Raw genomic sequence first — 21,611 nt, forward strand, 5'->3', positions numbered from 1 at the left:
GAATGCTCTATAACTGCATGACCTTCTTCCCGCCCCTAGTGAGGTTCACCATGCCTGTTACCGTTAACACCCTGAACCACGATAACTTTCGCCATAGCGTGAATATCAACCACCACGAGCTGTTCACCGACCTGCCCAAGAGCCTGGGCGGCGACGACTCGGCGCCGTCTCCCCACGACTACTTCGATGCCGCACTGGCCTCATGCAAGGCACTGACCGTCAAGCTCTACGCACAGAAGAAAGATATCCCCCTCACCGGCGTCACCGTGGAGGTCAGCCATGACAGCACCGAGGAGCAAAAGGGCAAATACAAGCTCAACGTCAAACTGACCCTCAAGGGCGTGCTCACCGATGCGCAGCGCGATGAGCTGCACCGTGTGGCTGATCGCTGCCCGGTACACAAGCTAATGACCACCGCCGAAATCACCATCGAGACAAAATTATCGGAAGGCGCTTTCAGCCAATAACGCCAACTTCCCGCCGAGCGGGTTATGCTCAGTGTCATCTAACCCGCTCAGACAGGGATGCCCCATGACCGCCCTTACCGTGATCCGCCCTCGAGCCGAAGATGTCGAAGGCCAACCGATCCTGCGTCCGTTGCCGTCTCGCGAATGCCGCAGCGTCGGGCCCTTTGTGTTTTTCGACCACATGCTGCCCACCCGCTATGCCCCAGGAACAGGCATGAATGTTCGCCAACACCCGCATATCGGGCTGTCCACCCTCACCTATCTGTTTGAGGGCGCCTTGCAGCACAAGGACAGCCTGGGCTCTGACCAGGTGGTACTGGCCGGCGATGTCAGCTGGATGACCGCAGGCAGCGCCATCGCCCATGTCGAGCGTACCCCCGAGACACTCAAGGCTCGTGGTTTCAGCCTGCACGGTCTGCAAGTGTGGCTGGCCTCTCCCAAAGACCACGAAACCGGCCCGGGGCACTATAGCCATCATCCAGCGGCGAGCCTGCCGGTCAGCGATAACCTGGGCGTACAGGTCCGCCTGATTGCCGGTCATGGGTTCTGCCTCAAGTCGCCGGTACCGGTGCTGTCGCCCACGTTGTACGCCGACGTGCAGATGTAAACCGCTACCACGCTACTGATCCCCGATGAGCACGAGGAACGCGCGGTGTATGTGCTGGAGGGTGAAGCGCAACTGGACGGTGAGGCACTGGAGGTACATAGCCTGGCGGTATTGCCGGCTGGGCAGGAGATGATGTTGTTTGCCGAGACCGACTGCCACCTGATGCTATTTGGCGGCGCACCACTGGATGGGCCGCGGCGGATCAATTGGAATTTTGTCGCCAGTGACCCAGCGGTGATTGAACAGGCCAGGCAGCGATGGGCGGCCGGGGATTGGCCGACGGTGCCGGGTGAAACTGAAAGAATTGAGTTGCCTGTGAGATAGCGATCGGGGGCAAGCCCCCTCCCACATTTAGATCACCTACGCTTTCAAGTGAGCGCAAGGCGCAGGTGGCACCGACTTTGAAACAGCGTGGCGGCTAAAGAAGGACGCTGGAGCAAAGTGAACGAGGCCTGAAATGTGGGAGGGAGCTTGCCCCGATGACGCCGGAACAGACGCTGAAGATTTAGCCCTTGAACACTTCATCCAGCAAGTTATGCATCGACTGGAAGGCCCGTGCGGCTGTCTTCGCGTCGTACATCATCTTGCCTGGCACATTGGCGTGAGGATCGGTGAAGGAATGCACCGCGCCGCCATAGCTCAGCAACTGCCAATCCACACCCGCCGCGTTCATCTCGTCTTCGAACGCCGGCAATTGCTCTTTGGGCACCAATGGGTCAGAGGCGCCGTGCAGCACCAGCACTGAACCCTTGATGTTCTTCGCATCCGCCGGGTTCGGTGTGTCGAGCGAGCCATGGAACGAAACCGCCGCTTTCAACGGTGCACCGGTGCGGGCCAGTTCCAGGGAGCAGCAGCCACCGAAGCAGAAACCAAAGGTCGCAAGCTTTGATGTATCCACCGCCGCTTCGGTCTGGCCTTGCAGTTGCTCGAGTGCCGCCTGCATACGCTTGTTCAGCAGTGGACGATCATTCTTCAATGGCATCATCGCCGCGCCGGCTTCGTCACCGTTCGAGGGGCGTACCTGTTGACCGTACAGGTCAACGATCAACACCACGTAGCCCTTACTGGCAACGCTTTTAGCGATCGCCTCGGCCCCCGCACTCACCCCCATCCAGTTCGGCGCCATCAGCAGGCCCGGCAGCGGGCCTTTGTGGCTGGCGTCGAACACAAGGCGGCTTTCATAAGACTGACCATCAATCTGATAGACCACGGAACGCACTGTGACTTGGCTCATCATTTACTCCAGTTGAGGTACACAAGAACGAAAAAACCCGCCGAAGCGGGTTTTTCTACAACGGTGTTAAACCGACAGTTCAACCAACAGCTTGTTCAGTCGACGCACATAGGCGGCCGGGTCTTTCAGGCTGTCGCCGGCAGCCAGGGCGGCCTGGTCGAAGAGGATGTGCGACAGGTCGCCAAAACGTTCTTCGCTCTGCTCGCCATCGAGTTTCTCGATCAGCGGGTGAGCCGGGTTGAATTCGAAGATCGGCTTGGAATCCGGAACCTTCTGACCACTGGCCTCCAGGATCTGGCGCATCTGCATGCCCAGGTCTTGCTCACCGATGGCCAGGATCGCCGGGGAATCCGTCAGACGGTGGGAAACCCGCACTTCGCTGACCGCATCACCCAATGCCGTCTTGATCCGCTCAACCAAACCTTCTTTGGCCTTGGCGACTTCTTCGGCTTCTTTCTTCTCTTCTTCGGAGTCCAGGTTCCCCAGGTCCAGGTCACCACGGGCCACGTCGACGAAGGTCTTGCCGTCGAACTCGCTGAGGTAGCTCATCAGCCACTCATCGATGCGGTCGGTCAGCAACAGAACCTCGATGCCTTTCTTGCGGAAGACTTCCAGGTGCGGGCTGTCTTTGACGGCTTCGTACTTCTCGCCGGTCAGGTAATAGATCTTGTCCTGACCTTCCTTGGCACGAGCCAGGTATTCGGCCAACGACACGATTTGCTCAGCGCCGTTGCCCTGAGTCGAGGCAAACCGCAGCAAACCGGCGATTTTTTCCTTATTGGCGAAATCTTCCGCCGGACCTTCTTTCATCACCTGGCCGAAGTTTTTCCAGAAGCCCTTGTATTGCTCAGGCTCGTTCTTCGCCAGTTTTTCCAGCATGTCGAGTACACGCTTGGTCAGCGCAGACTTCATGGAGTCGATAATCGGGTCTTTCTGCAGGATTTCCCGCGACACGTTCAGCGACAGGTCATTGGAGTCGACCACGCCTTTGATAAAGCGCAGGTACAGCGGCAGGAAGGATTCCGCCTGGTCCATCACGAACACGCGTTGTACGTAGAGCTTCAAGCCTTTTGGCGCTTCACGCTGGTACAGGTCGAACGGAGCGCGGGCCGGGACGTAGAGCAGCGAGCTGTATTCCAGCTTGCCTTCGACCTTGTTGTGGCTCCAGCTCAACGGGTTTTCGTAGTCGTGGGCAATATGCTTGTAGAATTCCTGGTATTCCTCATCCGTGACTTCGGTACGAGGACGGGTCCACAAGGCGCTGGCACGGTTGACCACTTCCCATTCCTGGGCAGGTTTCTCTTCGCCTTCGGCCGCTGTTTGCTCTTTCGGCAGCTCGATTGGCAGTGCGATGTGGTCGGAGTACTTCTTGATGATGTTACGCAAGCGCCAGCCATCGGCGAACTCATCTTCACCGGCTTTCAGGTGCAGCACGATACGAGTGCCGCGGTCGGCCTTGTCGACAGTGGCGATTTCAAATTCGCCCTCGCCTTTGGACGACCAGTGCACGCCTTCGCTGGCGTCGAGACCGGCGCGACGGCTGAACACTTCCACTTTGTCGGCAACAATGAAGGCCGAGTAGAAGCCCACGCCGAATTGGCCGATCAGGTGCGAATCTTTCTTCTGGTCACCCGACAGGTTTTTCATGAAATCGGCGGTGCCGGATTTAGCGATGGTACCCAAATGGGTGATCGCATCTTCACGGCTCATACCGATACCGTTGTCTTCAATAGTGACGGTCTTGGCGTCCTTGTCGAAGCTCACACGGATTTTCAGTTCGGCGCCACCTTCCAGCAACTCAGGCTTGGACAGGGCTTCGAAACGTAATTTATCAACAGCGTCAGAGGCGTTCGAGATCAATTCGCGAAGGAAAATTTCCTTGTTGGAATACAGCGAATGGATCATGAGGTGCAGCAGTTGCTTCACCTCGGTCTGGAAGCCCAGGGTTTCCTTTTGAGTTTCCACACTCATCGTCATCAAACTCCAATTGGATGGCAGTGGCCGCGCCCTTGAGGGTTGGCGGCGGGTTGTCATCAAAGTTGGGGGCTAAGACCAGGATTTCAAGGGCGCGACAACGCCTCAATTTTGAAATGTGCACGGGCAGTGGCAATCGGCTCGGCCGGCGTGCTTTGCCAAGCGGTAATCGCCACATTGGCGACTCGCCGGCCCTGGCGCCATACCTGGCATTTGGCGTAGGTGTCGCGAAACTGCCCCGCACGCAGGTAATCCAGGGAAAAATCGATGATTTTCGGCAGGCCCGGAGCGCCGGTAAACACCTGCAAGTGCAACGCCGCCGACAGCTCCATGAAACCGGCGATCACCCCGCCGTGCAGCGCCGGCAAAATAGGGTTACCAATGTTGTCCTTGTTGGCCGGCAGGCGAAACAGCAACTCATCCCCCAGTCGAGTGCATTCGACGCCGATCAGCTTGGCGTAGGGCACCCGATCGAGCAGTGCGTCGTAGTTGCCACGCGCCTGGGCTTGTTCCAGACGGGTCTTGAACCGATGCGTCATGCCTGTTCTCCCTTGATCATACCGCCCAGCCCTTGAGTGCCTGTGAGACGCTTGCCCATGCGCATGAAGGTGCCCACCCCATGGGCGATAGGTTGTTGCGGGTCATCCTGATAGGCGAAGCCGCGGGTGAAGATGACGTCGGCGGTCACTCGGTAGCATTGAGCAAAGCCATAGACCGGCTTATGGGGCTCGGCGGGATGCATGTAGTCGATGCGCAAGTCCAGGGTCGGGCACACCTCGAACTCGGGTAATACGCACAGGGTGGCCATGCCGCAGGCAGTGTCCATCAATGAGGTCAGCGCACCGCCGTGGATCACGCCGGTCCTAGGGTCACCGACGATATGCGGGCCATAGGGCAGGACAAGGGTCATGCCCTCCTCGCTGGCAGCGTGGACCGCCAGGCCGAGTACTTGGCAATGGCGCAGCGCCGAAACAAAACGAGTGGCGCGCTCTAACAGGGGGTTTTCGGTCATTGGTTTTAGACTCTTATTAGTGTGAATCCGGGGTGTAGGGTTCACCAAGGAAAGTTCCTTGGCGAAAAGCTATATATATCTGTGGGATAAAAGGAACTAATACTGGCCCCTTATGCTCGAAAGGCCAGTAGATATCTTCAATAAGGAGAAACACCCCATGCGCAAGACTTTAGCTATTTCCATGATGCTGGCCGCTGCCCTCGGCCTGGCTGCCTGCGACAAGAAATCCGAAGACAAAGCCCAAGATGCCGCTGCACATGCTGAGCAAGCTCAGAAAGACATGGCCAAAGCACAGGATAAAGTGAACGACGCTGCGAAAGAAAACGCCGAAGCTGCCAAAGCTCAGGCTGAATCGAACGAAGCCGCAGCAAAAGAAGCCGCACCTGCCGCACCAGCAGAACCCGCCAAGCCTTAATCCCATGGCGTGAAGCTGCACTGATGCAAAAAGAAAGCCCGCTTACATAGCGGGCTTTACTTTGTCTGCTGATTACCCAGAACGCGAAGTTGGACTGAGCACACCGCTGCACGTCATTAAGAAGGCGCGGTCTCTTTAACGGCTTCCGGCACCGGCATATCGGTTGGGGTATACACCATCACCTGCAAGACATCGGAATGAAACTCGCGCCGGTACAGCACCAGCACGACGCCGCTGCTCATCAACATGAACAACCAGGGGCTGACAAACCAGGCCAGCATGGTCATGCCGAAGTAATAAGCACGCAGACCGAAGTTGAACTGGTTGGCCGCCATGGAAATGACCCGCGCCGCCCGCAAGGCGAACGCCTTGCGCTCCTGCTCCGAGACTTGCCGCTCACCGATCATCGGTGCCGAGCCAACCAGGACCGCCGCGAAGTTGTACTGGCGCATGCACCAACTGAAGGTAAAAAAGGCGTAGACGAACACCAGTGCCAGGCACAGCAGCTTGATCTCCGACATCCCCTGGGACGCCTGCTGCACCATGGGAATGTCCGCCAGCAATGACACGGCCCGCTCGGAAGCGCCCAGTACGGTCAGAATACCGGCGAGGATGATCAGCGTACTGGAGGCGAAGAACGAGGCGTTACGCTCCAGGTTACCGATCACGCTGGCATCGGCAATACGGTTGTCGCGCAGCAACATGCGACGCATCCAGTCTTCACGGTACAAGTGCAGCACGCTGGCCAGGCACGCGGTGTCACGGGCTTTCCAGGTGGCGTAACGGGTATACCCTCCCCAGCAGAGGGCAAACCAGAGCGCAGCCAGCAGGTGGATCTGATTGGTTTCGACGAACGACATGCGGGTCCTTATACACAACAGATGAAGGCAAATACGGCCTGAACCTGTGAGCGCAGCGTTGCTCGCGCCAACAGTTACCGAATTCAAACTCTAGAAGGTTGTTACCTTATAGGCATAAAAAATGCCCCGTATCGATTGATACGAGGCATTTCAGTAACGCGTACAACTGCTCGTTACGCGATGGCTTCGCTGCGCTTACCGAGCATGCGATCAACCACCACGGCCACAACCAGGATCATCACCGACGGTACCAGCCACGCCAGGCCCTGCTCACTCAGCGGCAGGTGCGCCAACTGCTCAGGCATCCAATCCGCCAGGCCCGCGCCCTTGAGCGCATCGATGCAACCAAAGATGAACGACACCAGCATCACCGGGCCAACAATACGCCCCTGCTCCTGCCAGAAATCTTTGCAGAAGCTAAGAGCCACCAGCACGATGCAAGGTGGGTAGATCGCAGTGAGTACCGGGATCGAGAAAGCAATCAGCTTGGTCAGGCCCAAGTTGGATACGAACAGCGAGAACAACGCCAGGATGACTACCAGGGTCTTGTAGGACAGCGGCAGGACACGGCTGAAATACTCGGCGCAGGCGCAGGTCAGGCCAACAGCGGTGACCAGGCACGCCAGCGAGATCAGCACCGCAAGGAAACCACTGCCCAGGGAGCCGAACGTGTGTTGCACGTAAGCGTGCAGTACCGCTGCGCCGTTGCTTGCGCCGGCGGCCACAGCATGGCTGCCCGAGCCCAGGCGGAACAGGCTGATGTACACCAACGCCAAGCCCACGCCGGCAATCAGCCCGGCAATGATCGCGTAACGGGTGATCAACTTCGGCGACTCGACACCACGAGAGCGAATGGCATTGACGATAACGATACCGAACACCAGGGCGCCCAGGGTATCCATGGTCAGGTAGCCATTGATGAAACCTTGGGAGAACGGCGCAGCCACGTATTCCGGGGTCGCGACACCAACGTCACCCACCGGCAAGGCAAAGGCGGCGATGCCGAGAATGGCCAGCGCGATGATCTTCAACGGTGCCAGGAAACGGCCCACGGTATCCAGCAGGCGGCCCGGGTACAGGGAAACGAAAAACACCACCAGGAAGTACACGGAGCTGTAGAGGAACAGCGCCAACGGGCTTTCTCCGGTCAGCGGCGCCAGGCCCACTTCAAACGACACCGTCGCGGTACGCGGGGTGGCGAACAGCGGCCCTACCGCCAGATACGCCGCCGCCGCGAGCAGGCCGCCAGCGATCTTGCCGATCGGGCTGCTCAACGCGTCCATACCGCCGCCGACCTTGGCCAGGGCGATCACAGTGACCACCGGCAAACCGACCGCAGTGATCAGGAAACCCAGTGCCGCCATCCAGACATGTGGCCCGGACTGCAACCCAACGATAGGCGGGAAGATGATGTTGCCAGCGCCCACGAACAGGGCAAAAGTCATAAAGCCCAACGCCAGGATATCCTGGCTTTTCAACACTTTCATTTGAGGAAATACCACACTACTGAATCGGAATTTAGAGAGGGATTCCCTATGGATGAGGGAACTGCTGCCGGCCCTGATGGGGACCGACCGGTCTAGCGCGCAGCTTCCTTTTGGGAGGCGGACGCATAAAGAGGCAGCTAGAGTACAGAATTAGGCTGACAAACGCACTGTTGCAGGGCGAACTGTCCGATAAGCGACATTCAGATGTCGTGTTTTTATAAGAACAGCGACAAGTGGCAAGCTTCAAGCGGCAAGGAAGATTGCATGCTCTGGTCTTGCAGCTTAAAGCTTGCCGCTTACAGCTGCCCTTAAACGCACAAAGGCCACCCGAAGGTGGCCTTTGTGTGGTGAAGCGTCAGCTAAGCGCGAGGCTTACTTGACAGCCCAACCGGTCAGCTCAGCCAAAGCTTTGCCGATGTCTGCCAGCGAACGCACGGTTTTAACGCCTGCGTCTTGCAGAGCAGCGAATTTCTCGTCTGCTGTGCCTTTGCCGCCAGAGATGATTGCGCCAGCATGGCCCATGCGCTTGCCAGCAGGGGCAGTCACACCAGCGATGTAGGAAACAACCGGCTTGGTCACGTGTGCCTTGATGTAGGCAGCCGCTTCTTCTTCAGCCGAACCGCCGATCTCACCGATCATCACGATCGCTTCGGTCTTCGGGTCTTCCTGGAACAGCTTCAGGATGTCGATGAAGTTCGAGCCTGGGATCGGGTCACCGCCGATGCCGACGCAAGTCGACTGACCGAAACCGGCGTCAGTAGTCTGCTTCACAGCTTCGTAGGTCAGGGTGCCGGAACGGGAAACGATACCGACTTTACCTGGCAAGTGAATGTGACCTGGCATGATGCCGATCTTGCATTCGCCTGGAGTGATCACGCCTGGGCAGTTAGGGCCGATCAGGACTACGCCCAGCTCGTCGCACTTAACTTTAGCGTCCAGCATGTCCAGGGTAGGAATGCCTTCGGTGATGCAAACGATCAGCTTGATGCCGCCGAATGCTGCTTCCAGGATGGAGTCCTTGCAGAAAGGAGCTGGAACGTAGATCACGCTGGCGGTGGCGCCAGTGGCAGCTACAGCGTCTTTCACGGTGTTGAACACTGGCAGGCCCAGGTGCTCGGTACCGCCTTTACCAGGCGTAACGCCACCGACCATCTTGGTGCCGTATTCGATGGCTTGCTGGGTGTGGAAACTACCTTGCGAACCGGTAATACCCTGGCAGATAACTTTGGTGTCTTTATTGATCAGGACGCTCATTATTTGCCCTCCGCAGCTTTGACAACTTGTTGAGCAGCGTCGGTCAGGCTGGTAGCCGCGATGATGTTCAAACCGCTTTCTGCCAGTACTTTAGCGCCCAGTTCAGCGTTGTTACCTTCAAGGCGAACAACAACCGGGATTTTAACGCCGACTTCTTTCACTGCACCGATGATGCCTTCGGCAATCATGTCGCAACGAACGATGCCGCCGAAGATGTTGACCAGTACTGCAGCGACGTTGGAGTCGGACAGGATGATCTTGAACGCTTCGGTCACGCGTTCCTTGGTAGCACCACCACCTACGTCGAGGAAGTTGGCTGGTTTGCCGCCATGCAGGTTGACGATGTCCATGGTACCCATGGCCAGGCCAGCACCGTTGACCATGCAACCGATGTTACCTTCCAGGGCTACGTAGTTCAGTTCGAACTTGGCAGCGTGCGCTTCGCGCGGATCGTCTTGCGACGGATCGTGGAAAGTCTTCAGCTTAGGCTGACGGTACATGGCGTTGGCGTCGATGTTGATCTTGGCGTCGAGGCAGTGCAGATCGCCGTCAGCCTTGATCACCAGCGGGTTCACTTCCAGCAGGGCCAGATCGTGATCCTGGAACAGTTTGGCCAGACCGACGAAGATCTTGGCGAACTGGGCAACTTGCTTGCCTTCCAGACCCAGCTGGAAAGCCAGCTCACGACCCTGGAATGGCTGAGCGCCAACCAGTGGATCGATAGTGGCCTTCAGAATTTTCTCTGGGGTTTCGTGAGCGATTTTCTCGATGTCCACGCCACCTTCGGTGGAAGCCATGAACACGATGCGACGGCTCGAACGGTCAACGACAGCGCCCAGGTACAGCTCTTTAGCGATATCAGTGCACGATTCAACCAGGATCTTGGTGACTGGCTGGCCATTGGCATCAGTCTGGTAAGTCACCAGACGCTTGCCCAGCCACTGCTGTGCGAAGGCCTTGGCGTCTTCTTTGCTGCGAACCAGCTTAACGCCGCCCGCTTTACCGCGACCACCGGCGTGGACCTGGGCTTTGACAACCCACTCGCTGCCGCCGATTTTGTCGCAAGCTTCTGCTGCTGCTTCCGGGGTGTCTACTGCGTAGCCCTTGGAAACTGGCAGGCCGTATTCAGCGAACAGCTGCTTACCCTGATACTCGTGAAGATTCATGCTTTTTACCGTCTTCGTTAGGTACTGCGCATTCGGCGCTGCGCTCATTATGAGTGCCGCGCCACCTGTGACTGCTGCTTGCGCAACTTGCTGGGCTCAAGGCCCGTAAAGCTGCGCAAGACTGCGTCCAGCGGATATTCCGCGGTGAGTCTTGCGCGCAAGGCTCACGACGGGCAACTCCGCCGTGGTTTCTTATTATCTCGCTTAGCGCTTCTTCTTGTTGGCGATGTGGATGGCATGGCCATTCACTGCCAACGCGGCTTCGTGCAGCGCTTCGGACAGGGTCGGATGGGAGAAGACCATCATGCCGATGTCCTCGGCACTGGTGCCGAATTCCATACCGATTGCGCCCTGCTGAACCAGTTCTGCTGCGCCAGGGCCAATCACGTGGACGCCCAATACGCGGTCAGTCTTGGCATCAGCGATGACTTTGACAAAACCACCGGTGTCGTTGGCTGCCATGGCACGGCCAGAAGCGGCAAACGGGAAGGTGCCGACGTTAACTTCAACGCCTTCAGCTTTCAACTGCTGTTCGTTCTTGCCGACCCATGCAATTTCCGGGTGGGTGTAGATAACCGATGGGATCAGGTCGTAGTTCATCTGGGTTTTGTGGCCCTTGATGCGCTCGACAACCATGATGCCTTCTTCGGAAGCCTTGTGCGCCAGCATCATGCCGCGAACCACGTCACCGATGGCGTAGACGCCTGGCACGGTGGTAGCGCAGTGATCGTCAACATGCACGTAACCGCGCTCGTCGAGGGTCACACCGCAGTCAGCCGACAGCAGGTCGGTGGTCACTGGACGGCGACCAACGGCGACGATCAGCTTGTCGAAGGTGATGGTCTGCTCGCCATCCTTGTCGGTGTAGGTCACGACCACTTCTTCGCCGTTAACCTTCGAACCGGTCACGCGTGCGCCCAGCTTGATGTCCAGACCTTGTTTGGTCAGGGTTTTCAGCGCTTCTTTGGACACCGCGGTGTCGGCAGCCAGCAGGAACGTGTCCAGGGCTTCCAGCACAGTCACCTGGGAACCCAGGCGGGACCATACCGAACCCAGCTCCAGGCCGATCACGCCAGCGCCGATCACGCCCAGACGCTTAGGAACCGCTTGGAATTCCAGGGCACCGGTCGAATCAACGATCACCTTCTGGTCAACAGGAGCCGGTGGAATGTCGATTGGACGCGAACCTGGCGCCAGGATCACGTTCTCGGCTTCAATAATTTCAACCGAGCCGTCTGGCTTGGTGATTTCAACTTTCTTGCCGGCCAGCAGCTTGCCGTGGCCTTGCAGGGAAGTCACGCCATTGGCCTTGAACAAGGTCGCAACGCCGGAAGTCAGGCCCTTAACGATGTTGGCTTTACGGCCGACCATTGCTGGCACGTCCATGGTCACGCCAGCATGGTGAATACCGTGGATCGCGAAACCGTCTTGGGCTTCGTGGAATTTCCAGGAGCTGTCCAGCAGCGCCTTGGAAGGAATGCAACCAACGTTCAGGCAGGTACCGCCCAGTGCCAGTTTGCCTTCCTTGTCGGTGTACTTTTCGATGCAAGCAGTCGAGAGACCCAGTTGTGCGGCCTTGATCGCAGCAACATAACCGCCAGGGCCAGCACCAATCACTACAACGTCAAATTTCTGTGTCATGAAATAGATCCTCTATTAGCGTCAAGCGTCAAGCCGCAAGCTGCAAGCCAAACTGCGTTTACTTGCAGCTTGCAGCTCGCAACTTGAAGCTGCTCCAATCAAATATCCAGGAGCAAGCGAGCCGGGTCTTCCAGCAGATTCTTGATGGTCACCAGGAAAGTCACGGCTTCTTTACCATCGATCAGGCGGTGATCGTAAGACAGTGCCAGGTACATCATCGGGCGGATCACGACTTGGCCGTTGATGGCCATCGGACGCTGGATGATGTTGTGCATGCCCAGGATCGCAGCTTGTGGTGGGTTGACGATCGGCGTCGACATCATCGAACCGAAGGTACCACCGTTGGTGATGGTGAAAGTACCGCCGGTCATCTCGTCGATGGTCAGCTTGCCGTCACGGGCTTTCTTGCCGAAGCCGGCAATGCCGCCTTCGATTTCAGCCAGGCTCATCAGTTCGGCGTTACGCAGAACCGGTACGACCAGGCCACGGTCGCTGGACACGGCAACGCCGACGTCTGCATAGCCGTGGTAAACGATGTCGCCGCCGTCGATGGAAGCGTTGACTGCCGGGAAGCGTTTCAGCGCTTCGGTGGCCGCTTTCACGAAGAACGACATGAAGCCCAGGCGCACGCCGTTGTGGGACTTCTCGAACAGATCCTTGTACTTCGAACGCAGGGCCATGACTTCGGTCATGTCGACTTCGTTGAACGTGGTCAGCATCGCCATGTTCGACTGTGCTTCAACCAGGCGCTTGGCCACGGTGGCACGTACACGGGTCATCGGTACGCGCTTCTCGGTGCGGTCGCCGGCAGCGAACACAGGAGCAGCGGCAGCCGGGGCAGCGGCCTTGGCAGGCGCAGCAGCCGGAGCGTTTTTCTTGGCTTCAACAGCAGCAACCACGTCTTCCTTGGTCACGCGGCCATCTTTGCCGGTGCCTTTGATGGTGGCCAGGTTGATGCCGTTTTCTTCGGCCAGCTTGCGAGCGGCGGGTGCAGCAATCGCGTCTTCGTCGGCGGCAGCCGGGGCAGCAGCAGAAGCGGCAGCCGGTGCAGCAGCGGCGGCAGGAGCAGCGGCAGCAGCAGTGCCCTCCTCGATCGAACCCAGCACCTGGTTGGACAGGACGGTATCGCCTTCGTTGGCAACGATTGCGCCCAGGACGCCGTCGGCTTCGGCCAACACTTCCAGTACGACTTTGTCAGTCTCGATGTCGACGATCAGGTCGTCACGCTTGACGGCGTCGCCTGGTTTCTTGTGCCAGGTGGCAACGGTGCCATCGGCAACCGATTCCGGGAATGACGGGGCTTTGATTTCGATAGCCATTATCTGTAGGTCCTTAAAATTCGGTTTCAGTCAGCGCGAAGGCGTTAAACAGTGAAAGCATCTTGCAGCAGTTTTTCCTGCTGCTCGGCGTGCATCGACGCATAACCACAAGCAGGTGCAGCAGAAGCATCACGACCGGCATACTCCAGGCCCAGGGCCTTGTTGTGGTTACCGATGCTGCGACGCAGGTGATGCTGGCTGCTGTACCAGGCGCCCTGGTTCATCGGTTCTTCCTGACACCACACCACATGGGTGAGGTTGGTGTAAGGCGCGATGATCTCCATGAGGTCATCTTCCGGGAACGGGTAAAGCTGCTCGATACGCACGATAGCGATGTCTTCGCGGCCTTCGGCACGGCGTTTTTCCAGCAGATCGTAGTAGACCTTGCCGCTGCACAGGATCAGGCGAGTGACCTTGGCGGCGTCCAGTGTGTCGATTTCTGGAATAACGGTCTGGAACGAACCTTCAGCCAGATCTTCCAGGGTCGAGATGGCCAATTTGTGACGCAACAGCGATTTCGGAGTCAGCACTACCAGCGGCTTGCGCAGCGGGCGGATCACCTGGCGACGCAGCAAGTGGTAGATCTGGGCCGGCGTAGTCGGCACGCACACCTGGATGTTGTGCTCGGCGCACAGCTGCAGGTAACGCTCCAGACGGGCCGAGGAGTGCTCCGGACCCTGACCTTCATAACCGTGTGGCAGCAGCATGGTCAGACCGCACAGGCGACCCCACTTGTGCTCGCCGCTGGTGATGAACTGGTCGATAACCACCTGGGCACCGTTGGCAAAGTCACCGAACTGGGCCTCCCAGATCACCAGCGCATTCGGCGTGGTGGTCGAGTAGCCGTATTCGAACGCCAGTACGGCTTCTTCGGACAGGAACGAATCGTACAGGTCGAAACGTGGCTGGCCTTCGTACAGGTGTTGCAGCGGAATGTAGGTGCTTGCGTCTTTCTGGTTGTGCAGAACCGCGTGACGGTGCGAGAACGTACCACGGCCGATGTCCTGGCCGGTCATGCGGATCGGGTGACCTTCGAACGCCAGGGTCGCGTACGCCATGGTTTCGGCGTAACCCCAGTTGATCGGCAGGCCGCCGGCTTGCATCTTCTGACGGTCTTCGTAGATCTTCGCAACCTGGCGCTGTACGACGAAGCCCTCTGGAATTTCCAGTAGCTTGGCGGACAGTTCCTGCAAGGTCTTGAGGTCGAACGAGGTGTCGTGACGCGCAGTCCAGGTGTGACCCAGGTACGGGCGCCAGTCAACGAACAGCTCTTTGTTCGGCTCTTTGACCAGGCTTTTTACTACATGCAGACCATTGTCCAGCGCGTTGCGGTATTCGTCGACTTTCGCCTGAACACGCGCATCGTCAACCACACCAGCCTTGATCAGGCTTTCGGCGTACAGCTCACGGGTGGTGCGCTGCTTGGTGATCTGCTGGTACATCAGCGGCTGGGTGCCGCTTGGCTCGTCGGCTTCGTTGTGACCGCGACGGCGGTAGCAAACCAGGTCGATGACCACGTCACGCTTGAACTGCATGCGGTAGTCGACAGCCAGTTGGGTCACGAACAGCACGGCTTCCGGATCATCACCATTCACATGGAGGATCGGGGCCTGGATCATCTTGGCAACGTCGGTGGCGTACTCGGTGGAGCGCGCGTCCAACGGGTTGCTGATGGTGAAGCCCACCTGGTTGTTGATGACGATGTGAACGGTACCGCCGGTCTTGAAGCCGCGAGTCTGCGACATCTGGAACGTTTCCAGGACCACACCCTGACCGGCGAACGCCGCGTCACCGTGGATGGAAATCGGCAGGACCTTCTCACCGGTGGAATCGTTACGACGGTCCTGGCGAGCACGTACCGAACCCTCGACCACTGGAGAAACGATTTCCAGGTGGGATGGGTTGAACGCCATGGCCAGGTGAACTTCACCGCCGGTGGTCATCACGTTGGACGAGAAGCCCTGGTGGTATTTAACGTCACCGGAACCCAGCTCGACCTTCTTCTTGCCTTCGAACTCGTCGAACAGCTCGCGTGGGTTCTTGCCGAAGGTGTTGACCAACACGTTCAGGCGACCACGGTGCGCCATGCCGATCACAATTTCCTTGGTGCCATAGGAACCGGAACGCTGGATCAGCTCGTCGAGCATCGGAATCAGGCTTTCGCCGCCTTCCAGGCCGAAGCGCTTGGTGCCTGGGTATTTGGTGCCCAGGTATTTCTCGAGGCCCTCGGCCGCGGTCACGCGCTCAAGCAGGTGGCTGCGGACATCGGCGGACAACACCGGACGCCCACGCACGCCTTCCAGGCGATGCTGGAACCAGTGGCGCTGCTCGGAATCGGTGATGTGCGTAAACTCAGCGCCGATGGTGCGGCAATATGTCTGCTGCAACGCTTCGTGAATTTCGCGTAGGCTCGCTTCCTCTTTGCCGATGAACAGGTCGCCGGCACGGAAGGTCGTATCAAGATCGGCATTGGTCAAGCCGTAATGATTGATCGACAGGTCTGCAGGTGCAGGACGCTTCCAGAGCCCCAGCGGGTCAAGCTGGGCCGCCTGGTGGCCACGCATCCGGTAAGCCTGGATCAGTCGCAATACTTCAACTTGCTTCTTCTCATGCTCACTGCTCACGCTGCCGGCGGAAACCGGTTGGGCGCGGCGCTGGTTCTTTGCCAGCAGCACAAACTGATCGCGAATTGTTGCGTGCGATACATCGGTGGCAGCGTTGCCGTCTGAAGACAACGTCTGAAATTTGGTGCGCCATTCTTCTGGCACAGCGTTAGGGTCGTGCAGGTAGAGCTCATAAAGCTCTTCCACATAGGCAGCGTTACCACCTGAAAGATAGCCGCTGTTCCACATGCGCTGCATCACGCTTTCTTGCATGCTTGGTCACCCTCGATTTGGGGACACCACCGGCGAAAACACCGAGTTTGCTTGCAAAAGGCCAAGTGCAGCGACCAAAACAAGCCACTTAGGATCACGCTGATAGTTCGGGTACCAACCCGAATGCCCCTGCTTGTCTCATTTCTTCAAAATAAGAGCTGCGGCTTTGTAAGTCGCTGCTCAAGTTAAAACTACGGCGCCGGTTGAAGCCTGCGCCGTAGCATTTACGGGCACAACGGTCCTGCTTTTACTACAACGTCAGTTACACGCCGCTTTGCAGCAGCATGTTACGGATATGACCAATGGCCTTAGTCGGGTTCAGGCCCTTGGGACATACGTTGACGCAGTTCATGATCCCGCGGCAGCGGAATACGCTGAACGGGTCATCCAGTGAAGCCAGGCGCTCGGACGTCTTGGTATCACGGCTGTCTGCCAGGAAGCGGTACGCTTGCAGCAGGGCAGCTGGACCCAGGAACTTGTCCGGGTTCCACCAGAAGGACGGGCACGAAGTCGAGCAGCAAGCGCACAGGATGCACTCGTACAGGCCATCGAGCTTTTCACGCTCTTCAGGGGACTGCAGACGCTCGATGGCCGGAGCCGGCGTGTCGTTCTGCAGGAACGGCTTAACTTTCTCGTATTGCTTGTAGAAGATGCTCATATCGACAACCAGGTCACGGATAACCGGCAAACCTGGCAGTGGACGAACGATCAGCTTGTTGCCTTTCACCACGGCGGACAGCGGCGTGATGCACGCCAGGCCGTTTTTGCCGTTGATGTTCATGCCGTCGGAACCGCAAACACCTTCACGGCAAGAGCGACGATAGGAGAAACCTTCGTCCTGCTCTTTGATCAGGGCCAGCACGTCCAGCACCATCAGGTCTTTACCACCGGTATCGACCTGGAATTCCTGCATGAACGGCGCAGCGTCCTGATCAGGGTTGTAGCGATAAACACTGACTTTCAACATGGCAGCCACCCTTAGTAAGTCCGAATCTTCGGTTCAAACGTCGGAACCGTCTTCGGCGAGAAGTTCACGGCACGCTTGGTTACGCGCTTGTCACCCGGGAAGTACAGGGTGTGGCACAACCAGTTTTCGTCGTCGCGATCTTCATAGTCTTCACGAGCGTGAGCACCACGGGATTCTTTACGAACCTCGGCGGCGATCGCAGTCGCTTCAGCCACTTCCAACAGGTTTTGCAGTTCAAGGGCTTCGATACGAGCGGTGTTGAACGCCTGGCTCTTATCGTTGATCTTGACGTTGGCGATACGCTTGCGCAGGTCGGCCAACTGGGCGATACCCTTCTGCATGTATTCGCCGGTACGGAATACACCGAAGTAGTTCTGCATGCAGTTTTGCAGCTCGCGACGCAGGGTCGCCACGTCTTCGCCATCGGTACGCTCGTTCAGAGCGTTCAGGCGCGCCAGGGCAGCTTCGATGTTGGCGTCGGTCGCGTCATCGTATTCGATGCCGTCGGTCAGCGCCTTTTCCAGGTGCAGGCCGGCCGCGCGGCCGAATACCACCAGGTCGAGCAGCGAGTTGCCGCCCAGGCGGTTGGCACCGTGTACCGATACGCACGCCACTTCACCGACCGCGAACAGACCATGAATGATCTCGTCCTGGCCTTCGGCGTTCTGGGTGATCGCCTGGCCATGAATGTTGGTCGGCACGCCGCCCATCATATAGTGGCAAGTCGGAACGACTGGAACCGGAGCAACCACCGGGTCAACGTGAGCAAAGGTCTTGGACAGCTCGCAGATGCCTGGCAGGCGGCTGTGCAGGACTTCTTCACCGAGGTGATCGAGCTTGAGCAGTACGTGGTCGCCATTCGGGCCACAGCCGTTGCCGGCGATGATTTCTTTAACCATCGAACGGGCCACAACGTCACGACCAGCCAAGTCTTTGGCGTTCGGAGCATAACGCTCCATGAAACGCTCGCCGTGCTTGTTGATCAGGTAACCGCCTTCACCACGGCAACCTTCGGTCACCAGTACACCGGCGCCGGCGATACCAGTCGGGTGGAACTGCCACATTTCAATGTCTTGTACCGGCACGCCGGCACGCAGTGCCATGCCGACGCCGTCACCGGTGTTGATCAGGGCATTGGTGGTCGAAGCGTAGATACGACCTGCACCGCCAGTCGCCAGAACGGTAGCCTTGGCGCGGATGTAGGTGGTTTCACCGGTTTCGATGCAGATGGCGATCACACCGACGAACTCGCCTTGCGCGTTCTTGACCAGGTCAACCGCGTAGTACTCGTTCAGGAACGTGGTGCCGGCCTTCAGGTTGCCCTGATAAAGGGTGTGCAGCAACGCGTGACCGGTACGGTCGGATGCCGCGCAAGTACGGGCAGCCTGGCCGCCTTTACCGTAATCCTTCGACTGGCCGCCGAATGGACGCTGGTAGATACGACCCTGCTCGGTACGGGAGAACGGCAGACCCATGTGGTCCAGCTCGAACACCGCCGCAGGGCCTTCCTGACACATGTACTCGATAGCGTCCTGGTCGCCGATGTAGTCGGAACCCTTGACGGTATCGTACATGTGCCAGCGCCAGTCATCGTTCGGGTCGGCGGACGCGATGGCGCAGGTGATACCACCCTGGGCCGAAACGGTGTGGGAACGCGTCGGGAACACCTTGGTGATCACGGCAGTCTTGTGACCGCCCTGGGCCAGCTGCAGCGCTGCGCGCATGCCAGCACCGCCGCCACCAATAATGATGGCGTCGAAGGAAATAGTTGGAATGTTAGCCATGAATCAGATACCCCAAAGAATCTGCACACCCCAGACGAAGTAAGCGAACATCGCAACGCCGCATACTGCCTGGAAGAGAAACCGTACTGCTGTCGCGGACTTGCCCAGCGCCATCGGCGTCAGGTAGTCAGTCGCGATGGTCCACATGCCAACCCAGGCGTGAGCGCCCAGGGCTACCAGTGCCAGCAGACTGAAGATTCGCATCGCATTGTGGGAAAACAGGCCGTGCCATTGCTCATAGCCAATGCCCGGGTTTGCGACGAGGTATCCGATCAGGAAAATGAAATAAGCCGCGAGAACGACCGCAGACACACGCTGCGCCATCCAATCATAGAGGCCCGAACGCGAAAGGTTCGTAACGCTGGTTACCATATCCAAACTCCTGCCAGAACGATCAGCACCACGGAAATGGCGATGATGATTTTCGAGCCCAGGCGGCCGCCTTCCAGCGTCTCACCGATGCCCATATCCATGATCAAGTGGCGCACACCGGCTACCAGGTGATACAGCAGAGCGGACAGGAGGCCCCATGCTACGAACTTGGCCAGCGGGCTGGTCAAGCATGCCTTCACCTCGGCAAAACCTTCCTCGGAACCCAGGGATTTGCTCAATGCATAAAGCATGATGCCCAAGCCCAGGAACAGGATGATGCCGGAAACACGGTGCAGGAACGACGTAACGCCGGTGATGGGGAGTTTGATGGTCCTTAGGTCTAGGTTTACAGGTCGTTGGCTATTCACGGCTTTTTTTCACACTGAAGAGCCCCTAACAATCAGGGCAAAGTTGTTGGGGAGTGCACTGGTCAGGTAAGCACCACCCAGGGAGTGCGACCCCCAATGAAAGCAAGCCCAAAAGCCCTTGGCGGTCGGTGGCCGAGTATAGACAGTTAGGTTACTAATGACAACGCGCACACCTCACCCTAATAGCTGATTGCGCTGGCGGGATAAAAGGCGTAAATGGCAGTCAATTTCGAGGAAAAAGTACGGTTAAAGCCTTCTGGAGCAAGACTTTAGGCAAATTGACATCTGAATTTATCTCACTATAGTGGTGCGGGCCCTGCGTGGGGGGTCTGTCTGATGATTTGAAGCATAAATAGGAGGCCACATGGCTGACAAAAAAGCGCAGTTGATCATCGAGGGCGCAGCCCCCGTCGAGCTGCCCATTTTAACCGGCACCGTTGGTCCCGATGTTATCGACGTACGGGGCCTGACGGCCACGGGCCGTTTCACATTCGACCCAGGCTTCATGTCGACCGCCTCTTGCGAGTCGAAGATCACCTATATCGATGGTGACAATGGCATCTTGCTGCACCGCGGCTACCCGATCGAGCAACTGGCTGAGAAGTCGGACTACCTGGAAACTTGCTACCTGCTGCTAAATGGCGAACTGCCAACAGCCGAGCAAAAAGCCCAGTTCGTCAGCACCGTGAAGAACCACACCATGGTTCACGAGCAGTTGAAGACCTTCTTCAACGGCTTCCGTCGCGACGCCCACCCGATGGCCGTCATGTGCGGCGTGGTTGGCGCCCTGTCGGCCTTCTATCACGACTCCCTCGACATCAATAACCCGCAACATCGCGAAATTTCCGCGATTCGCCTGGTCGCCAAGATGCCGACCCTGGCAGCGATGGTTTACAAGTACTCCATGGGCCAGCCCATGATGTACCCGCGCAACGACCTGACGTACGCGGAAAACTTCCTGCACATGATGTTCAACACCCCGTGCGAGATCAAACCGATCAGCCCGGTGCTGGCCAAGGCGATGGACAAGATCTTCATCCTCCACGCCGACCACGAGCAGAACGCCTCCACCTCCACCGTACGTCTGGCCGGTTCTTCGGGTGCCAACCCGTTCGCCTGTATCGCCGCCGGTATCGCCGCACTGTGGGGCCCTGCCCACGGCGGTGCGAACGAAGCCGTATTGACCATGCTCGATGAAATCGGTGATGTCTCGAACATCGACACGTTCATCGCCAAGGCCAAGGACAAGAACGATCCGTTCAAACTGATGGGCTTCGGTCACCGGGTCTACAAGAACCGCGACCCGCGCGCCACCGTGATGAAGCAGACCTGCGACGAAGTGTTGAAGGAACTGGGCATCAAGAACGATCCGCAACTCGAACTGGCCATGCGCCTGGAAGAGATCGCCCTGACCGACCCGTACTTCATCGAACGCTCGCTGTACCCGAACGTCGACTTCTACTCGGGGATCATCCTCAAGGCGATCGGCATTCCAACCAGCATGTTCACCGTGATCTTCGCCCTGGCGCGGACCGTGGGCTGGATCTCCCACTGGAAAGAAATGCTCTCCAGCCCGTACAAGATTGGCCGTCCGCGCCAGCTGTACACCGGCTACGAGTCGCGTGACATTACCCAGCTGGAAGATCGGCACTAAATCCCAGCCCAATAAAACGGCCTCTTGATGAGGCCGTTTTTTTTGGCTGGGATTTAGTGAGCTGCAAGCTTCAAGCTATAAGCCGCCAGCAAAAAAATGTGGGAGGGGGCTTGCTCCCTCCCACATGTTGACCGAGTCAGGCGCCGGTTTTTGG

18 protein-coding genes and 1 pseudogene are annotated in these 21,611 nt (G+C 58.1%); 4 read left to right on the top strand and 15 right to left on the bottom strand.

Annotation, left to right across the window (positions count from 1 at the left end):
• Positions 1 to 50: 50 nt before the first annotated feature.
• Positions 51 to 467: an OsmC family protein gene (locus tag M5B43_RS13305; RefSeq protein ID WP_248750544.1), complete on the top strand. Its 417-nt coding sequence runs from the start codon at positions 51 to 53 to the stop codon at positions 465 to 467.
• Between the two features lie 64 nt (positions 468 to 531).
• Positions 532 to 1,398 (top strand): annotated as a pseudogene (locus M5B43_RS13310) (pirin family protein).
• A gap of 181 nt (positions 1,399 to 1,579) precedes the next feature.
• On the opposite strand, the gene M5B43_RS13315 reads toward M5B43_RS13310, so the two are convergent.
• From M5B43_RS13315 to M5B43_RS13330, 4 genes are all read right to left on the bottom strand, one after another.
• A complete protein-coding gene (locus tag M5B43_RS13315) occupies positions 1,580 to 2,308 on the bottom strand; it encodes a dienelactone hydrolase family protein (protein ID WP_248750545.1) in 729 nt (242 codons plus the stop codon).
• A gap of 66 nt (positions 2,309 to 2,374) precedes the next feature.
• Complete coding sequence (gene htpG / locus M5B43_RS13320) at positions 2,375 to 4,279, bottom strand: molecular chaperone HtpG (protein WP_248750546.1); 1,905 nt, start codon at positions 4,277 to 4,279, stop codon at positions 2,375 to 2,377.
• 89 nt (positions 4,280 to 4,368) lie between these two features.
• Positions 4,369 to 4,821, bottom strand: a complete 453-nt coding sequence (locus M5B43_RS13325; protein ID WP_248750547.1) for a PaaI family thioesterase — start codon at positions 4,819 to 4,821, stop codon at positions 4,369 to 4,371.
• Complete coding sequence (locus tag M5B43_RS13330; protein WP_248750548.1) at positions 4,818 to 5,294, bottom strand: PaaI family thioesterase; 477 nt, start codon at positions 5,292 to 5,294, stop codon at positions 4,818 to 4,820. The genes M5B43_RS13325 and M5B43_RS13330 overlap by 4 nt, the downstream gene beginning before the upstream one ends.
• 157 nt (positions 5,295 to 5,451) lie before the next feature.
• Here M5B43_RS13330 and M5B43_RS13335 point away from each other — a divergent pair, with 157 nt between their 5' ends.
• Complete coding sequence (locus M5B43_RS13335) at positions 5,452 to 5,709, top strand: hypothetical protein (protein WP_248750549.1); 258 nt, start codon at positions 5,452 to 5,454, stop codon at positions 5,707 to 5,709.
• 116 nt (positions 5,710 to 5,825) lie between these two features.
• On the opposite strand, the gene M5B43_RS13340 is transcribed toward M5B43_RS13335, so the two are convergent.
• The 11 genes from M5B43_RS13340 to sdhC all read right to left on the bottom strand — a co-directional run bounded on the left by M5B43_RS13340 (position 5,826) and on the right by sdhC (position 19,803).
• Positions 5,826 to 6,569 (bottom strand): DUF599 family protein, encoded by a 744-nt coding sequence (locus tag M5B43_RS13340; protein WP_248750550.1) that lies wholly within the window; start codon positions 6,567 to 6,569, stop codon positions 5,826 to 5,828.
• Between the two features lie 173 nt (positions 6,570 to 6,742).
• Entirely contained in the window at positions 6,743 to 8,056 is a 1,314-nt protein-coding gene (gene brnQ, locus M5B43_RS13345) for a branched-chain amino acid transport system II carrier protein (RefSeq protein ID WP_248750551.1), read from the bottom strand.
• Between the two features lie 372 nt (positions 8,057 to 8,428).
• Entirely contained in the window at positions 8,429 to 9,310 is an 882-nt protein-coding gene (sucD, locus tag M5B43_RS13350; RefSeq protein WP_003172813.1) for a succinate--CoA ligase subunit alpha, read from the bottom strand.
• Complete coding sequence (sucC, locus tag M5B43_RS13355; protein ID WP_003190011.1) at positions 9,310 to 10,476, bottom strand: ADP-forming succinate--CoA ligase subunit beta; 1,167 nt, start codon at positions 10,474 to 10,476, stop codon at positions 9,310 to 9,312. Before sucC ends, sucD begins: the two co-directional genes overlap by 1 nt.
• 204 nt (positions 10,477 to 10,680) lie before the next feature.
• Positions 10,681 to 12,117, bottom strand: coding sequence for a dihydrolipoyl dehydrogenase (gene lpdA / locus M5B43_RS13360; protein WP_248750552.1), 1,437 nt, complete (start codon positions 12,115 to 12,117; stop codon positions 10,681 to 10,683).
• A gap of 98 nt (positions 12,118 to 12,215) precedes the next feature.
• On the bottom strand, positions 12,216 to 13,436 hold the full coding sequence (odhB, locus tag M5B43_RS13365) for a 2-oxoglutarate dehydrogenase complex dihydrolipoyllysine-residue succinyltransferase (protein ID WP_248750553.1): 1,221 nt from the start codon (positions 13,434 to 13,436) through the stop codon (positions 12,216 to 12,218).
• A 44-nt stretch (positions 13,437 to 13,480) separates the two neighbouring features.
• Positions 13,481 to 16,312: a 2-oxoglutarate dehydrogenase E1 component gene (locus M5B43_RS13370; RefSeq protein WP_248750554.1), complete on the bottom strand. Its 2,832-nt coding sequence runs from the start codon at positions 16,310 to 16,312 to the stop codon at positions 13,481 to 13,483.
• A gap of 262 nt (positions 16,313 to 16,574) precedes the next feature.
• A complete protein-coding gene (locus M5B43_RS13375) occupies positions 16,575 to 17,279 on the bottom strand; it encodes a succinate dehydrogenase iron-sulfur subunit (protein WP_003172807.1) in 705 nt (234 codons plus the stop codon).
• Between the two features lie 11 nt (positions 17,280 to 17,290).
• Positions 17,291 to 19,063, bottom strand: a complete 1,773-nt coding sequence (gene sdhA, locus M5B43_RS13380) for a succinate dehydrogenase flavoprotein subunit (RefSeq protein WP_248750555.1) — start codon at positions 19,061 to 19,063, stop codon at positions 17,291 to 17,293.
• A 3-nt stretch (positions 19,064 to 19,066) separates the two neighbouring features.
• Positions 19,067 to 19,435 (bottom strand): succinate dehydrogenase, hydrophobic membrane anchor protein, encoded by a 369-nt coding sequence (gene sdhD / locus M5B43_RS13385; RefSeq protein ID WP_003172805.1) that lies wholly within the window; start codon positions 19,433 to 19,435, stop codon positions 19,067 to 19,069.
• Positions 19,429 to 19,803, bottom strand: coding sequence for a succinate dehydrogenase, cytochrome b556 subunit (gene sdhC / locus M5B43_RS13390; protein WP_106576743.1), 375 nt, complete (start codon positions 19,801 to 19,803; stop codon positions 19,429 to 19,431). Before sdhC ends, sdhD begins: the two co-directional genes overlap by 7 nt.
• Before the next feature lie 364 nt (positions 19,804 to 20,167).
• On the opposite strand from sdhC, the gene gltA reads away from it, so the two are divergent.
• On the top strand, positions 20,168 to 21,457 hold the full coding sequence (gene gltA / locus M5B43_RS13395; RefSeq protein WP_248750556.1) for a citrate synthase: 1,290 nt from the start codon (positions 20,168 to 20,170) through the stop codon (positions 21,455 to 21,457).
• The last annotated feature ends 154 nt before the right edge of the window (positions 21,458 to 21,611 follow it).

The organism is Pseudomonas sp. MWU15-20650 (genome assembly GCF_023242475.1).
Classification (GTDB): Bacteria; Pseudomonadota; Gammaproteobacteria; order Pseudomonadales; family Pseudomonadaceae; genus Aquipseudomonas.

Bases quoted from the DNA above. Each gene is read 5' to 3' on its own strand.
- brnQ (WP_248750551.1), bottom strand. From the start codon at position 8,056: ATGAAAGTGTTGAAAAGCCAGGATATCCTGGCGTTGGGCTTTATGACT.
- M5B43_RS13330 (WP_248750548.1), bottom strand. From the start codon at position 5,294: ATGACCGAAAACCCCCTGTTAGAGCGCGCCACTCGTTTTGTTTCGGCG.
- M5B43_RS13315 (WP_248750545.1), bottom strand. From the start codon at position 2,308: ATGAGCCAAGTCACAGTGCGTTCCGTGGTCTATCAGATTGATGGTCAG.
- M5B43_RS13335 (WP_248750549.1), top strand. From the start codon at position 5,452: ATGCGCAAGACTTTAGCTATTTCCATGATGCTGGCCGCTGCCCTCGGC.
- gltA (WP_248750556.1), top strand. From the start codon at position 20,168: ATGGCTGACAAAAAAGCGCAGTTGATCATCGAGGGCGCAGCCCCCGTC.
- sucD (WP_003172813.1), bottom strand. From the start codon at position 9,310: ATGAGCGTCCTGATCAATAAAGACACCAAAGTTATCTGCCAGGGTATT.
- htpG (WP_248750546.1), bottom strand. From the start codon at position 4,279: ATGAGTGTGGAAACTCAAAAGGAAACCCTGGGCTTCCAGACCGAGGTG.
- M5B43_RS13375 (WP_003172807.1), bottom strand. From the start codon at position 17,279: ATGTTGAAAGTCAGTGTTTATCGCTACAACCCTGATCAGGACGCTGCG.
- M5B43_RS13370 (WP_248750554.1), bottom strand. From the start codon at position 16,312: ATGCAAGAAAGCGTGATGCAGCGCATGTGGAACAGCGGCTATCTTTCA.
- sucC (WP_003190011.1), bottom strand. From the start codon at position 10,476: ATGAATCTTCACGAGTATCAGGGTAAGCAGCTGTTCGCTGAATACGGC.
- sdhD (WP_003172805.1), bottom strand. From the start codon at position 19,435: ATGGTAACCAGCGTTACGAACCTTTCGCGTTCGGGCCTCTATGATTGG.
- M5B43_RS13340 (WP_248750550.1), bottom strand. From the start codon at position 6,569: ATGTCGTTCGTCGAAACCAATCAGATCCACCTGCTGGCTGCGCTCTGG.
- M5B43_RS13325 (WP_248750547.1), bottom strand. From the start codon at position 4,821: ATGACGCATCGGTTCAAGACCCGTCTGGAACAAGCCCAGGCGCGTGGC.
- lpdA (WP_248750552.1), bottom strand. From the start codon at position 12,117: ATGACACAGAAATTTGACGTTGTAGTGATTGGTGCTGGCCCTGGCGGT.
- sdhA (WP_248750555.1), bottom strand. From the start codon at position 19,063: ATGGCTAACATTCCAACTATTTCCTTCGACGCCATCATTATTGGTGGC.
- M5B43_RS13305 (WP_248750544.1), top strand. From the start codon at position 51: ATGCCTGTTACCGTTAACACCCTGAACCACGATAACTTTCGCCATAGC.
- odhB (WP_248750553.1), bottom strand. From the start codon at position 13,436: ATGGCTATCGAAATCAAAGCCCCGTCATTCCCGGAATCGGTTGCCGAT.